11 protein-coding genes are annotated in these 15,382 nt (G+C 35.7%); 1 reads left to right on the forward strand and 10 read right to left on the reverse strand.

The window, feature by feature from the left end; genetic code table 11:
* Positions 1–49 precede the first annotated feature (49 nt).
* The 5 genes from LJ207_RS06665 to LJ207_RS06685 all read right to left on the reverse strand — a co-directional run bounded on the left by LJ207_RS06665 (position 50) and on the right by LJ207_RS06685 (position 6,133).
* On the reverse strand, positions 50–853 hold the full coding sequence (locus LJ207_RS06665; protein WP_229345404.1) for a PD-(D/E)XK nuclease family protein: 804 nt from the start codon (positions 851–853) through the stop codon (positions 50–52).
* A complete protein-coding gene (locus LJ207_RS06670; RefSeq protein ID WP_229345406.1) occupies positions 843–3,053 on the reverse strand; it encodes an ATP-dependent helicase in 2,211 nt (736 codons plus the stop codon). Before LJ207_RS06670 ends, LJ207_RS06665 begins: the two co-directional genes overlap by 11 nt.
* A gap of 2 nt (positions 3,054–3,055) precedes the next feature.
* Complete coding sequence (locus LJ207_RS06675) at positions 3,056–5,035, reverse strand: UvrD-helicase domain-containing protein (protein WP_229345407.1); 1,980 nt, start codon at positions 5,033–5,035, stop codon at positions 3,056–3,058.
* Between the two features lie 10 nt (positions 5,036–5,045).
* Positions 5,046–5,525, reverse strand: coding sequence for a DUF456 domain-containing protein (locus LJ207_RS06680; protein WP_229345409.1), 480 nt, complete (start codon positions 5,523–5,525; stop codon positions 5,046–5,048).
* A 146-nt stretch (positions 5,526–5,671) separates the two neighbouring features.
* The gene (locus LJ207_RS06685; protein WP_229345411.1) at positions 5,672–6,133 is read right to left on the reverse strand and encodes a redoxin domain-containing protein; all 462 of its coding nucleotides are present in this window, start codon (positions 6,131–6,133) and stop codon (positions 5,672–5,674) included.
* A gap of 241 nt (positions 6,134–6,374) precedes the next feature.
* Here LJ207_RS06685 and LJ207_RS06690 point away from each other — a divergent pair, with 241 nt between their 5' ends.
* Positions 6,375–7,775 (forward strand): NAD(P)/FAD-dependent oxidoreductase, encoded by a 1,401-nt coding sequence (locus LJ207_RS06690; protein WP_229345413.1) that lies wholly within the window; start codon positions 6,375–6,377, stop codon positions 7,773–7,775.
* A gap of 57 nt (positions 7,776–7,832) precedes the next feature.
* On the opposite strand, the gene LJ207_RS06695 is transcribed toward LJ207_RS06690, so the two are convergent.
* The 5 genes from LJ207_RS06695 to groL all read right to left on the reverse strand — a co-directional run bounded on the left by LJ207_RS06695 (position 7,833) and on the right by groL (position 15,331).
* The gene (locus tag LJ207_RS06695) at positions 7,833–8,132 is read right to left on the reverse strand and encodes a YerC/YecD family TrpR-related protein (RefSeq protein ID WP_229345415.1); all 300 of its coding nucleotides are present in this window, start codon (positions 8,130–8,132) and stop codon (positions 7,833–7,835) included.
* A 23-nt stretch (positions 8,133–8,155) separates the two neighbouring features.
* Entirely contained in the window at positions 8,156–9,694 is a 1,539-nt protein-coding gene (gene guaA / locus LJ207_RS06700; protein WP_229345417.1) for a glutamine-hydrolyzing GMP synthase, read from the reverse strand.
* Positions 9,695–9,857: 163 nt separating this feature from the next.
* Complete coding sequence (gene ppdK / locus LJ207_RS06705) at positions 9,858–12,482, reverse strand: pyruvate, phosphate dikinase (protein WP_369414170.1); 2,625 nt, start codon at positions 12,480–12,482, stop codon at positions 9,858–9,860.
* A gap of 50 nt (positions 12,483–12,532) precedes the next feature.
* Entirely contained in the window at positions 12,533–13,342 is an 810-nt protein-coding gene (locus LJ207_RS06710) for a pyruvate, water dikinase regulatory protein (RefSeq protein ID WP_229345420.1), read from the reverse strand.
* A 324-nt stretch (positions 13,343–13,666) separates the two neighbouring features.
* Positions 13,667–15,331 (reverse strand): chaperonin GroEL, encoded by a 1,665-nt coding sequence (gene groL, locus LJ207_RS06715; protein WP_229345422.1) that lies wholly within the window; start codon positions 15,329–15,331, stop codon positions 13,667–13,669.
* Positions 15,332–15,382: the final 51 nt, after the last annotated feature.

Below are 15,382 nucleotides of genomic sequence, written 5' to 3' on the forward strand. Positions count from 1 at the left end.
TCACCCCGGTAATATTTCTAATCTCTTTAAAATCTTTTTAAAAAAGTTATTATAAAAATTCCATTTCTTCTACCACTTCCCAGTCTAAATCCAGATCTAGATCTTCTTCTACTAACTCTCTGCCCTCAGGTTTTTTCGATCTACAAATCGGCCTGTATTCACAAAAACGACAGAGGTTGAGATCTTCTGTTAAGGCAAATTCTTCTTCTGCCAGGATTGCTTCAAGCAAAGCTTTAAAAAAATCACTATCCCTTTGATATTTAGCTTGATCGTAGTTGATTGAAATTTCTTCTTTGGGGTAGCGAGGATTCCAATAAATTAGTTTTGGCATTCCTTCTAAATCATAACTATCAGCAAAATATTGATAGCCTGCTTCAAACATTAAATATAAATAAAAGCGGCTCTGAATAGAGTTTTTAATATCTTTTTGATATAAGCTTTTCTGATCTGTTTTCCAATCATAAATACTTATGCTTTTATTATTTGAATTGTATGCTAAAAGATCATATTTAGCAAGAAATTTAAGTTCTTTTTCTTTAAAACGAATTTCTTGTTCAGCAGCTATGATATTTTCATTAAAAGGACAATATTTTTTCAGCCGCATAAACCAGGCCTGAAGCTGATCATTGTCTTTTAAAACAGTATCAGCAATACTCTTATTATAATATCTTTCTGCCAGAAGATGAAATTTCCTTCCCCGCTCAATATCTTCTTTAAACTCCTCTTTCATCCCCCATTCAGAGGGCCAGTACAGTCCATCAAGATAACGATATCTGAACTTTCGCCGACACTTATTGAAAATGGCCAGAGCAGATTGAGAAAAATATAAGTCTGATAAATTTCTAGCTGTCATTTTTAACTGATGCCTCTCTTTCTTTTTCCTTTATAAAATCTTTTAAATCATTGAAAACATAAGCAGGTGATTTATCCCAGCTGCCCCGTTTTTTATGAGTGCTCAAAAAGAGGTTCTCTTTTGCCCTGGTGATTGCTACATAAAGCAGCCTGATCCTTTCAGCGATTAACTGCTGTCTGGCTTTTTTATCGGCATTTTTTTCTTTTTTATCATTTAATAAATATTCTAATTCTGCTCTAGCAGCAGCTTTGGGGTTTTTAATTTCCTCACTTAAATAGAATTTTTCCCCCATAAAATAGTCATCATCACTGTGCTGAAATTGATCAGAACTTAGGCCACCGATAAAAACAGTATCCCATTCCATACCCTTTGCCTTATGCATGGTTGATAAACTAACCTTATCCGGAGCTGTTTCAAAACCCTCCATCTCTGTTAAAGTTTCAGCAAACTGTTTTAATCTATCCCTTATTTCAGGCAGTTCTGCAGTAAGTTGATCAAGCCGCCAGGTGGGATTTTCTTTTAAGAGCCGTCCAAATTCTAAAGAAAGATTCTGAGCAAGGGCCAGTTTTTTTCCACTTAATTCTATTCTCTCAGCTAAAAATAAGACCAGTTCATCTGCTGGTATTTGCTGTGAAGCCTCCAGCCAACCCTGAACTTTTGTTAAGGCCTTAAAGATTTGATTAAAAGCTTCTTTTTTCCTAAATTCTAGCTTAAAGCTATCTCTGTTTAAACCTGCAGTAGGAAAAATAATTTCTGCTAGCCCTTTTTCTGCTAATAGCTCTTCTAAGAGATCTTTAGCTTCTTGATCAGCCTCTAAAAAAAGCTCATTCAAAAGCAGTTTTAAATTGTTGGCAGAATTAGGTGAGGTTAAGAATTTTAAAATAACTTCGATTTCTGTTAAAAATACATTGGCAGCAGTACTTCCGGCAAGCTGATATTCTCCCCCTAATTTATTTATTGCTGCCCCTATTTCTTCTAACTGTCTGCCGATTGGCATCAGTACAGCAGTAGTTTTATCTGTGTTTTCCTCTGCTTTACGGAGTGCCTGTCTGGCTAAAAACTTTTTTTCTTCCTGCCAATTTTTAAAGCAACGAATGCCAATTCTGTAGCCCTTAGGCTGAGGGTTTGAAACAGGATCATCTTCTGCAGCTGGCTCAATATATTTTTCTTCTAAGGCATCTAAGTCTCTTGCTTCAAATTCACTTTGACTCCAATCAACCAAAAAATTAGCTAAATCAATAATATCCTGACTGCTGCGGCTGGAAACAGACATTGTTTGAAGTTCAACCTCATCTGAACGGCAGTAATTGCGAAAAATTTCGGGATCAGAAAGGGTAAAACTGCCTGTGATCGCCTGATTGCTGTCACCAACCCGCAATAAATTTTTGCTTTCTCCGGCCAATAAGTAGAGCATTTCTTCTTGAGCCTGATTTGAGTCCTGAGCCTCATCTTCAAAAACATAAGAATATTGCTCAGAAATTCTTTGGGCAAAATCAGAATCTTCTTTGAGCAGTTTTAAGCTGTGCTGAACCAGATCATCGAAATCTAGGAGTCCAGACTGGGCCAGCTTAAATTGATATTCAGCATAGATATCGGCTGCAGGAGTTAAAATATTTCTTTTTCTTAAATTGGAATATTTGATCATCTCTCTTAATTCATCGGCCTCTAAAAGCTTGAGTTTAAAATAGGATATCATGGAGGCCACATAAGCCGGAAAATCATCTTCTTTCCACTTTTTAGAATATTTATTGAAGTGATAGCTGTTTTTTTCCAGATTAAAATAGCCCAGCAATAGATCACTGTTTTCGGCAGCCCATTTGCTGCATAACTGCTTTATCCAGCGAAAACGTCTCCCTGTTTCTATTAACTCAAAATCTTGATTAATAAGTCTTGCTTCTGGTTTTTGCTTAATTATTTCTAAAGCAAGTGAATGAAGGGTTTTAACACTATAACCCCTGCTTCTGGGCAGACCCTTTGCTGCCAGGCAGTTACCGATCATTTTTCTAAAATTTGCTACTGCTGAATTCATATAGGTTACAATCAGTATTTTTTGGCCGCTGTTAAGTTCTTCTGTTATTAAATCAGCTGCCAGGTGAGCTAGTACCGTTGTCTTGCCTGCTCCCGGTACTGCCGGGACAGCAAGCTGGCCACCCCGGTATTCTAATACCTCTTTTTGTCCTGGTCTTGCTTTAAATTCCATCTTTAATCTCCTCTCACATCAAGCCAGCGGTATAATGGACCATCCTGTTCTCTACCACTGCTGTTAAAAAAACTATCTGCTATATAAATACTATCATTTACTTTATAAACAAGGCTAACAAGGAAATCACTTAATTGTTTTAACCTGATATTTTGATCTACCTTATCATTCCATTCTTGCTCTTCCTGCCAGCCTTCTGAATATATATAGGGATTTACAAGTTCTTTAGCAATACTTCTTAACCAGTGACTGCTTGATATGTCGAGCAAAAATAAATGCTCAACTCCTTCAAGCTCTGGTGAAAATAAAAATTTATATGGGGAGGCCAAAATAACCCCTTTATCCTCTGACTGACCTTTAAAAAGTGTTTCAGCTGCTAAAGTACCTTCATAGATCATATCAATATATCTGCTGCTTAGATCTTCTTTTCTTTTATGAAAGTTTTCCACTGCAGAACGAAAACGGGCTACAGATTCGATCATCTGTCTGCAGGCAAAAATATCTTCTTGAGAAGGATTCAAGGGAGCCAATAGCTCACTAAATACAGCCTGAAAAAAACTATCTATTGTTAGCTCCTCACTTTTTTTATCTTCCAGCCAGGCTTTTAAATAATCATATTTTTCTGCAGCGGCAAAATTTATCTTTAAGCGCAGCTTGTTTTCTTCCAGCTCAATAAAGCTCATTCCTGCTGCTGCAATTTCTTCTGCTAAAATATATGATCTGAGGGGATCTAGCTCTAATAATAAGCTTAAACTCTGCTGAAGAGAAGAAACCCCGATCATTTCAGTTTTATCTGAGTAAAAAAGATAAAGGATCAATAAAGCTCTGGCAAAAGGGATATCGACCAATCTTTTTGAGCGATTAAAATTACTTAAATTATAACCGTTTTTCTCCAAAATCCTCTCTAAACTAAAACTTAAAACCTTATCAATCTGAGGAGAAATAACGGCAATTGAACTTTCAGCTGCTCCATTTTTCAAAAGGCTAATAATTTTCTGCCCTACCTCGATCAGCATCTCTCCCCTTAATTCACTATCTATTTCTGCTTTAAGTAGAGGTGACTGAATTAATTTGCCCTCTCTTTTTTTAACCACACTTTTAATATTCTCGGCCAATCTACTGCTTTCTTCTGCAGAGGTATAGCTTTTTTCAAGTTTAATGATCTCCTGAGCATCAGGAAAAAACATTTTTTTTGCTGCTGCCGGATTACCACCAAAAAATCTATTAAAACCACCACTTTGATTAAAAGCAAAATAAGCTTCTATATTTTCTGCACTTAATTTTTTAATCAATTTCTGACCGGCAGGGATAAGTTTTTCTAGATCATCTACTAAAAGATAGTCAAATCTGGAATTCAAATTATCTAGATACTTAGGGTCTGTTAATAGATATTGATTAAAAATGCTTACAGCTGCAGAGTAATCTAAGAGTCTATAGCGCAGACAAAAATCACGAAATTTAGCCATGATCTCTACCGACTGTTCTGCATATTCTCTCCGCTTTGCATCATCATTTGTCCAGAGAAATAGCCTCTTTTTTAGTTGATCAAATTCGAGCCTATTAAAAGCAGCTAAATTAAGATTATCTATCAGTTGGACTGCAATCTGCACCGGTTTAGCTTTAATTTCCCTAAAATATGATTTTTCCTGCCTATATTTTGCTACATAATTGCTCATCAAAAAATGGGAGGTTTCTATATTCATAAAGGTAGCTTCTACCACTTTGTTTTCTCCACTATATTTTCTTTCTACTGCAGGCCAATTCTTATTTAATTCTTGATTCACAAAACCAAAATAGGTATATATATTTAAATTACCCAGTAAATCTAAATCCAATTCTTCCCGGTAGGCATTTACTGCTTTAGCACTTTTTAAAAAGAATAAGATTTTTTCACTTAAATTAGCCTGGGCTATAGTTTGATATTTTTCTTTTAAGATTGTACTTTTGCCGGTACCAGTATCACCGAGATAAATTTTATACATAAGCTTCCTCCTAAAAAATTTCTATAAAGAACCAGATTATCAAAAAAAGCTGCATAAGAAATCTGGCCAAAGTACTGGCAAAAAAAGCACTAAGACTGCTTAAAGCCAGGCGAAAAGCATTATCTCTGTTTTTGCTCTGCCAATATTCTACCACAAAGATCAATATAAAAGGACCGATTATAAAGCCAAGTGGACCTAAAAGCAGGGCCCCCAGAAAAATCCCCAGTCCAGCAGCAATAACAGTTTTATTACTTCCACCCTGTCTTTTAACAAAATATGCATTAGAAAGATAATTAGCCAAAAAAACCAGGACTGTTATTATAACAGCACCTGTGTAAAAGAAAAGAGAAAATTCCGATTCCGGAATAATCAATCTGTAGGAAATAACAGCTGTCCAAAAAAATATTGAATCAGGCAACAGTGGTATAAAGATAGCTGCCAATTCTAAAATAAATAATAATACTATAAATAGATAGAGCAGAGCTTCCATTTATTAGCCTCCAGTCCTTAAAATCAAAAAATCAAGCTATTGAGATTCTAAATTAAATTATACCATAAAAAACAAAGAGCAAGCAAAAAGGCTTTTTAGATTAAGCGCCTTCTGCCTGCTTTATATTTAAAATATTTTCTTAAAAATTAGCGATTTGCTTTAACCTCTTTTAAAACCTCTTCGATATCTGGTAGGTCATGCATATCATAGACTTTAGACCAGAGTACTTCTCCTTGATCATCAACTAAAATGTTAACCCGACCGGAAATACCCTTTTTCTCCAGAAAAATACCAAGTTCTGAGGCAAAAGCTCCGTGGGGCCAGAAATCAGAGAGCAATTTAAGATTTTCAAAGCCAAGTTCTTCTGCCCAGGCTTTTTTGGCAGGAACAGGGTCAACACTTAATCCCAGAGGCACAGTATTATTTTCTTTAAATACTTGATGATTATCTTCTAATGATTCCATCTGCATTCTGCAAACTCTTGTCCAGGCTAAAGGATGAAATGATAATAATATATTTTTACCCTCAAAATCAGCTAAGCTGAGTTCTTCACCATTATGGTCACTAAGTTTAAAATCAGGAATTTTTTCTCCTACTTCAAATTTCATCTCTATCTCCTCCAAATAAATTATTATAAACTTGACTCATTAAATAAAGTTTAATTTATTTCCTTTTTAATTTCAAGTTATGATTTTACATTCAACGCAATAAACAAGAATTATTTTAATTATTTTTAATTAATGGCAATTTATTAAGAAATAAAGCAGGACTTTTAGCAGCTGTCAAGAATAGTATTAAGTGGTTTGTCTAATAATTTAGACATAATTAAAACCTGGAGGTTTAATATTAATGACAAAAAATGATTATGATGTAATAATTATTGGTGCTGGTCCTACTGGTATCTTTACTGCAATGGAATTGATTAAAAAAGATGCAGACTTAAGTATTCTTATCTTAGAAAAAGGTACTGACCTGGAAAAAAGAATCTGCCCCATGAAAGAAAACCCGGGCAAAGGCTGTGTAAATTGCAAAAGCTGTGCGATTGTTTCCGGTTGGGGAGGTGCTGGTGCTTATAGTGATGGTAAATTATCTTTATCTCCTGATATCGGTGGTAACCTAGAAAAATATATCGGCAGACAGGCTTTAACAGAAAACATCTCTTATGTAGATGATATCTATATGGAATTTGGAGCTCCAGATAGGGTTTTTGGAGTCCCAAAAGATAAACAAAATGAAATCCGCAAAAAAGCGGTTAGAGCAAAATTAAAATTTATTCCTGCTAGATTAAGGCATTTAGGAACTGGCTACAGCCAGGTAGTTTTACAAAATATGCAGGATTATTTAGAAAAAGAGGGGGTTGAAATCCGCTTCAACGCAAATGTTAAGGAGTTTATTGTTGAAGAGGAAGAAATAAAAGCTGTTAAAACTGCTGAAGGTGAAGTTATTAAAGCAAAATTTGTGATGGCAGCAGCCGGAAGAGAAAATGCAGAATGGCTGACAAATCAAGCAAAAAGGCTTGGCATTAAAACAGCCATTAATCCGGTTGATATCGGAGTTAGAGTTGAATGTCCAGCTGCAATTACCGAGTATTTAACAGATAATTTATATGAAACAAAGCTGATCTATCATACTCCTACTTTTGATGATAAGGTTAGGACATTTTGTATGTCTCCCTATGGAGAGGTTGTTAGTGAAAATAATCAGGGTTTAATTACCGTTAATGGACACAGTCATTCTGATATAAAAACTCATAATACTAACTTTGCCCTTCTGGTTAGTAAAACCTTTACCGAACCATTTCATGAGCCGATTACCTATGGTAAGGATATAGCTAAACTGGCAAATTTACTTGCCGGTGGAGTATTGGTCCAGAGACTTGGAGATCTTTTAGATGGCAGAAGAACTACTGAAGAAAGGCTTAAAAGATCTATTACCGAGCCTACTCTCAAAGATGCTACTCCAGGTGATTTGTCTTTAGTTCTTCCCCACAGACATTTGACAGGAATTATTGAGATGTTAGAGGCCTTAGATGAATTAGCTCCGGGTCTATACAGCCGGGATACCCTTTTATATGGGGTAGAAGTTAAATTTTATTCTTCCCGTCTGGACGTAAAAAATAATTTAGAAAGTAAAATAAATAATCTTTATTTCGGTGGTGATGGAGCCGGTATAACAAGAGGTTTAATGCAGGCTTCAGTTTCTGGAATAGTGATTGCCCGTTCGATTATGGAAAAAGAAAATATTGAATAAAATTTCTTTTCAATTCTTAAAGCCGACTGCAGAATAACCGCAGCCGGCTTTTTTAATTTACTCACTTTTATTATTATTTAATCTTGCTAAAATCAAATTATAACCATCTTCCCCATATTCTAAAGAACGCTTGACTCTACTAATAGTAGCTGTACTGACCCCGGTTTCTTCTACTATCTGATCATAAGTATGGCCTTTTTTAAGCATCCTTGCTACTTCTAACCTTTGCCCAAGAGCTTTAATCTCACCAACTGTAGCAATATCTCTAAAAAAGTCATAGCATTCTTTTTCATCTTCTAACAATAAAATTGCTTTAAACAACTGATCAGTAAATTTATCATCTACTTTTCTTGACAAAGTTTACACCCCTTTTCTCTTATTTACTCCCATTCAATAGTTCCAGGGGGTTTAGAAGTGATGTCATAGACAACTCTGTTTACTTCAGCAACCTGATTTACAATTCGATTCGAAATAGACTGCATTAATTCATAAGGTAATCTCGCCCAGTCAGCAGTCATTGCATCATCACTGTTTACAGCTCTTAAAATAATTGGATAACCATAAGTCCTTTCATCCCCCATAACTCCAACACTGCGCAGATCTGGTAGTACAGCAAAAGACTGCCATATTTCTTTGTATAGGCCTGCATCTCTAATTTCTTCCTGAATGATTGCATCAGCATTTCTTAAAATATTTAATTTAGCCTTATCTACATTACCGATAATTCTAATCGCTAAACCTGGACCAGGAAATGGCTGTCTCCAGACGATTTCTTCCGGCAAACCTAAAACCTCACCAATTTTTCTTACCTCATCTTTGAATAAAAAATGAAGTGGTTCAACCAATTCTAAATTCATCTCATCTGGAAGTCCACCTACATTATGATGACTTTTGATAGTAGCAGATTTTTCGGTACCTCCACTTTCAATAACATCGGAATAAATTGTCCCCTGAACCAGATAACGCACATTTTCAAGTTTTTCTGCTTCTTCGTCAAATACTTTTATAAATTCTTCCCCAATGATTTTGCGTTTTTCTTCAGGTTCACTAACACCACTTAATTTATCTAAAAAACGTTCTCTAGCATCTACATAAATTAATGGGATATTGAATTCCTCACCAAAGGTCCTTCTAACCTGTTTAGCTTCACCCTTACGCAGCAGACCATGATCTACGAAAATACAGGTTAATTGGTCACCAATAGCTTTATGCACAATTGCAGAAGCCACAGCAGAATCTACCCCTCCAGAAAGTCCACAGATGACCTTCCCTTTGCCTACCTGATTTCTAATTGCTTCTATTTCTTCATTGATATAATCTGCCATATTCCAGCTGGCCTGAGCCTTTACTATTTTAAAGAGAAAGTTATGGAGCATTGTTTTTCCTTCTAAAGTATGATTTACTTCGGGATGAAATTGAAGACCATAAAAATCCCGCTCAAAATCTGCCATTGCAGCAGTTTCGGTTAAATCGGTTTGGGCAATTCTTTCAAAACCATCGGGAAGCTGTTTTACATGGTCACCATGGCTCATCCAAACCTGAGTATTGCTATCAATATCTTTAAATATCTCCCTGCCGGAGAAAATCTCTAAGTTGGCCTTACCATATTCACCATGTTCAGCTTTCTCTACTACTCCACCTTCTAAAAGTTGGGCCATTAACTGCATCCCATAGCAGATTCCCATAATTGGTATCTGCAGTTCAAAAATACCCTGATTAACACCTGGAGCTCCAGCTAAAGTTACACTATCAGGACCTCCTGATAAAATAATTGCTGCTGGATCAATTTCTTTAATTTCAGCTAAAGAAATATTATGTGCTTTTATTACCGAATATACATTAAATTCTCTTATTCTTCTTGCGATCAACTGACTGTACTGTCCTCCAAAATCAAGGATCAGTATTTTATCGTATTCCATCTAATTCCCCTTCCGCTTTTATTTACTAAAGTATACAGTTTAAAATACACTTTTGTCAAGGTAGAAAATTAAGATATTAAGCTAAAAGCTCCCCTGCTTAAAAATTATTTTTCCAGAGGGGAGCTAATAATTACTGCTTAATATTCATTTTTTTCTTTAACCTTTAATCATTATTTATTGCTGACTGAGCAGCTGCAAGTCTGGCAATAGGGACTCTATATGGTGAGCAGGAAACATAATCTAAACCTACTCTGTGGCAGAAATCTATTGAAGAAGGCTCTCCACCATGTTCACCACAAATTCCTATTTTTAAGTCTTTTTTAGTTTGTCTGCCAAGTTTAACAGCCATATCTACTAATTTCCCAACTCCTTTTTGATCAAGGGTTGCAAAAGGATCTTTTTGGAATATTTCTTTATCCATGTACTGATTAATGAATTTACCGGCATCATCACGAGAAAATCCATAGGTCATCTGGGTTAAATCATTGGTTCCAAAGGAGAAGAAGTCAGCATGTTTAGCAATATCATCGGCTAATAAGGCTGCTCTTGGAATCTCGATCATGGTACCAATAGTATAACTGAGATCAACACTTGCTTGATCTATCAATTCTTCTGCTACCTCTAATGCTTGCTCTCTTAAAATGACAAGCTCTTTTTCGGTACCAATTAAAGGAATCATAATATCTGCCTGAACATCATAACCCATTTCTTCATTAACCTCTAAAGCTGCAGAAATGATCGCTTTTACCTGCATCTTATAAATTTCAGGATAGCTGATACCCAAGCGGCAGCCTCTATGGCCTAACATAGGATTCATTTCTTCCAGATCTTCGATCGTTCTTTTGAGGCTTTCAACTGGAATTGAAAGTTCCTTTGCTAATGACTTAATATCATTTTCATTTTGAGGTAAAAATTCATGTAAGGGTGGATCTAATAATCTAATTGTTACAGCTTTATCTTCCATAACTTTAAATATCTCTTTAAAATCATCTTTTTGATAAGGGAAAAGCTTATCTAGAGCTTTTTTCCGTTTTTTCTTGGTATTGGCAACTATCATTTCTCGAACCGAAATAATTCTACCGCTTTCAAAGAACATATGCTCTGTTCTACATAAGCCTATACCTTCTGCACCAAAATCAAGGGCAACTCCAGCATCTTTGGGAGTATCTGCATTTGTATAAATACCAAGTTGTCTGTATTCATCAGACCATTCCATCAGCATCATGAAATTATCACTTAAATGAGCATCTGTGGTTTCTATTACACCTGCATAGACCTCACCTAAGCTACCATTGAGAGAAATATAGTCACCTTCACTAAAGACCCTATCATCAACATAGAATTTTTTAGCGTCTTCATCAACTCTAATATCTCCAACTCCTGCAACACAGCACTTACCCATACCTCTTGCTACAACTGCAGCATGAGAAGTCATACCACCACGGGAAGTTAAAATACCTTCTGCTTTAACCATACCTTCAATATCTTCAGGTGATGTTTCCTTACGAACCAGAATCACATCTTCTCCATCTTCTGCAGCTTGTACGGCATCTTCAGAGGTAAAATAAACCTTACCTGTTGCTGCTCCAGGAGAAGCAGCCAGTCCTTTAGCCAACATATCAGCTTTTTCTAATTCATCTTTTTTGAAATTAGGATGAAGCAGCTGGCTTATATCTTCAGGATCTACTCTTAAGATAGCTGTTTCCTTATCAATTAAACCTTCTTCTTCCATATCTACTGCAATATTAACTGCAGCATCTGCGGTTCTTTTACCTGTTCTGGTCTGCAGTACATATAAGTCTCCCTCTTGAATGGTAAACTCGATATCCTGCATATCTTTATAATGTTTTTCTAATGTTTCGGTTAATTCTACGAATTCTTCGTATACTTCAGGCATTAATCTTTTAAGTTCACTGATATCTTTAGGAGTTCTTATTCCTGCTACAACATCTTCACCCTGAGCATTGAGTAAGAATTCGCCAAAGACCTTGTTTTCACCAGTTGCTGGGTTTCTGGTAAAAGCAACTCCGGTACCAGAATTTTCCCCTATGTTACCAAAAACCATGGTCTGTACATTAACCGCTGTACCTAAATCATGAGGAATATCGTTAATATTCCTGTATGATCTGGCCCGGGAGTTATTCCAGGAACTAAAAACAGCTTCAACAGCCATTAATAGCTGTTCTTCAGGTTTTTGTGGAAACTCTATGTTTTTACGTTTTTTAATCAGATTTTTGAACTTTTCAATTATATCTTTTAAATCTTGAACTTCAAGTTCTGTATCATTATCATAACCATTTTTCTCTTTTCTATCTTCTAGGAAATTATCAAATTCATAAGCGGGTATACCTAAAACAACATTACCAAACATCTGAATGAGTCTTCTGTAGCTGTCATAAGCAAATCTTGGGTTTGATGTTTTTTTGGCAAGACCCTCAACACTTTTATCATTTAAACCTAAGTTTAAAATAGTATCCATCATACCAGGCATAGAAATTACCGCACCTGAACGAACAGAAACTAACAAGGGGTCTTCCAGATCACCAAACTTTTTATTCTGCTTTTCTTCCAGCTCTTCAATATAGTCAAAAATACCTTCTTTAATCTGATCTTCAAGCTCTTCACCCATTTCGAGATATTTGAGACATGCTTCAGTTGTAATTGTAAATCCTGGAGGTACCGGCAAACCTATATGGCTCATTTCGGCAAGATTGGCACCTTTACCACCTAACAATGACTTCATTTCTTTTTTACCTTCGTCAAATGAGTAGATATACTTTTTCAACAAAACCCCTCCTTGTATAATATACTTAGTGATATTAAAATTTACCACCAAAATTAATTTAAATCATTAATAATATCAATAATCAAATTAGCTGCTTCTTCAACAGCCTTTTTCGTCATATCTATTACCGGACAGCCTACCTGCCGCATAATTTTTTCGGCATAATCTAATTCTTCAATGATCTTGTCTATTGAAACATAATCAACTCCACTATCTAGTCCCAGCACCCTGATCCTCTCTCTTCTAATTTCTATTAAATCTGAAGGATCAATTGTCAAACCAATCACTTTTTTTCTGGGAGCCTCATAAACCTGTTCAGGCACCTTGGCTCCTTTAACAAGTGGAATATTAACCACTTTATAATTTTTATGAGCCAGGTACATACTTAAAGGAGTTTTTGAAGAACGAGATACACCTATGAGGACTATATCTGCTTTTAGGATTCCTCTAGGATCTTTGCCATCATCATACTTTACAGCAAATTCTACTGCCTCAACTCGCTTAAAATAGTCTTCATCTAACTTCCTTATCACCCCCGATTCTCTAGCTGGTTCTTGACCAATAAAATCACTAAAAGTTGAAAGACAGGGCCCCATAATATCAATACAGGGTAATCCTTTTTCATTGCAAATTTTCTTTAAGTATTTGGTTGTTTCTTCACTAACAATGGTATATACAACCAGAGACTCTTTATTCGGAATAGACTCAAAAATATCATCTATTTTAGCTTTGCTTTCTACATACGGATGTTTTTTAATTTCATAATCTGCATCTTTATACTGTTCTGCTGCCGCCCGTGCCACCTGTTCAGCCGTATCACCAACTGAATCAGAGATAATATAAATATCATAATCTTTTATCATATAACCACCCTATCCCACAGCATTTTATTGTTAAATATTTAATTTAATCCATTTATATTATAACACTGCTCAGAAAAAAATTCAATATTTAGAAAATTAATGTTATTTGGAAATAATTGCTATAATTAGCAAGCTGAGCGAGCTTAAAATGATTTGTATTTTTAGACTGAACCTTTAGTTAAATTTTATTATAATTTATTTTAATGAATTTCTCTTATTATGTTATTCTCTAAAAGAACTAAAAAACCTTTTAAAAATTTAAAAAAGTGCACCCCAACGGGATGCACTTTATAATCAGTCTTTTATTATTGAATGGAATCAGGCTTACATCATACCGCCCATTCCACCCATGCCGCCCATTCCGCCCATTCCTCCGGGCATACCTCCGGGCATTCCGCCACCATTATCGTCATCATCATCACCTTTATCGGCAACTAGACATTCGGTGGTTAAGAGCATGGCAGCTGCACTAGCAGCATTTTGTAAGGCTGAGCGAGTAACTTTAGCAGGATCAATAATTCCGGCTTCGATCATATTAACATATTCGCCTTTCATAGCGTCAAAGCCAATTCCTGCTCCTTTTTCTTTTACTCTCTCTACAATAACTGAGCCTTCAAAACCAGCATTTGAAGCGATTTGTTTGATTGGAGCAGCTAGAGATTTTCTAACAATATCTACTCCTGTACCCATGTCACCTTCTAAATTGAGATCATCTAAAGCTGACATAACTTCTAAATAAGTGGTTCCTCCACCTGCAACTAGACCTTCTTCTACAGCCGCTCTAGTAGCAGATAAAGCATCTTCGATTCTATGCTGTTTTTCTTTTAATTCGGTTTCTGTAGCAGCACCAACCTGAATTACTGCAACTCCACCGGCTAACTTAGCAAGTCTTTCCTGTAGTTTTTCACTGTCAAACTCAGAAGTAGAAGCTTCAATTTGCTTTCTTAATTGATTGATTCTATCCTGAATTTTATCTTTATCACCATTACCTTCTACAATAGTGGTATCATCTTTAGTTATAGTAATTTTATGTGCTTGACCTAAATCATTCACACTTGCATTTTCAAGTTTAAGACCAAGATCTTCAGTGATTAAAGTACCACCTGTTAATACAGCAATATCTTCTAACATTGCTTTACGGCGCTCTCCAAATCCAGGTGCTTTAACAGCTACACAATTAAAGGTTCCCCGAATTTTATTAACAACAAGGGTAGCTAATGCTTCTCCTTCAACCTCTTCTGCGATAATTAATAAGCTTTTACCTGACTGAGCAACCTGTTCTAAGAGTGGTAAGATATCCTGAATACTGGTTATCTTTTTATCTGTAATTAAAATATATGGATCTTCTAATGAAGCTTCCATTGTATCTGTATCTGTTACCATATATGGAGAAAGATAGCCGCGATCAAACTGCATACCTTCTACAACTTCTAAAGAAGTTCCCATGCTTTTTGATTCTTCAACAGAGATTACTCCATCCTGTCCTACTTTTTCCATAGCCTCTGCAATTAAATGACCGATTTCATCATCGTTTCCAGCAGAAATAGTAGCTATCTGTGATACAGCTTCTTTGCCTTCAACCGGTCTTGAAACTGAAGCAATTTCTTCAGTTAATGTTTCAACTGCTTTAAGTATTCCTCTTTTGAGCAGCATTGGATTTGCACCTGCAGCAACATTTTTAATTCCTTCTTTAAATATTGCTTCTGCTAATACAGTTGCTGTAGTAGTTCCATCACCAGCAACATCATTAGTTTTGGTTGCAACTTCTTTTACTGCCTGGACACCCATGTTCTCATAATGATTTTTAACTTCGATTTCTTTAGCAATACTTACTCCATCATTGGTAATTGTTGGAGCACCAAAACTCTGTTCTAAAAGAACATTACGTCCTTTAGGTCCAAGTGTAACTTTAACAGCATTAGCTAAAGTTGTAACTCCACTTTCTAATTTACGGCGAGCTTCCTCACCAAATTTTAATTCTTTTGGCATTATTTAAACCTCCTATGATAAAACTGAGTTATATTTTAATATTGTTAATTA

This window comes from Halanaerobium polyolivorans, assembly GCF_020711195.1.
Lineage (GTDB): Bacteria > Bacillota > Halanaerobiia > Halanaerobiales > Halanaerobiaceae > Halanaerobium > Halanaerobium polyolivorans.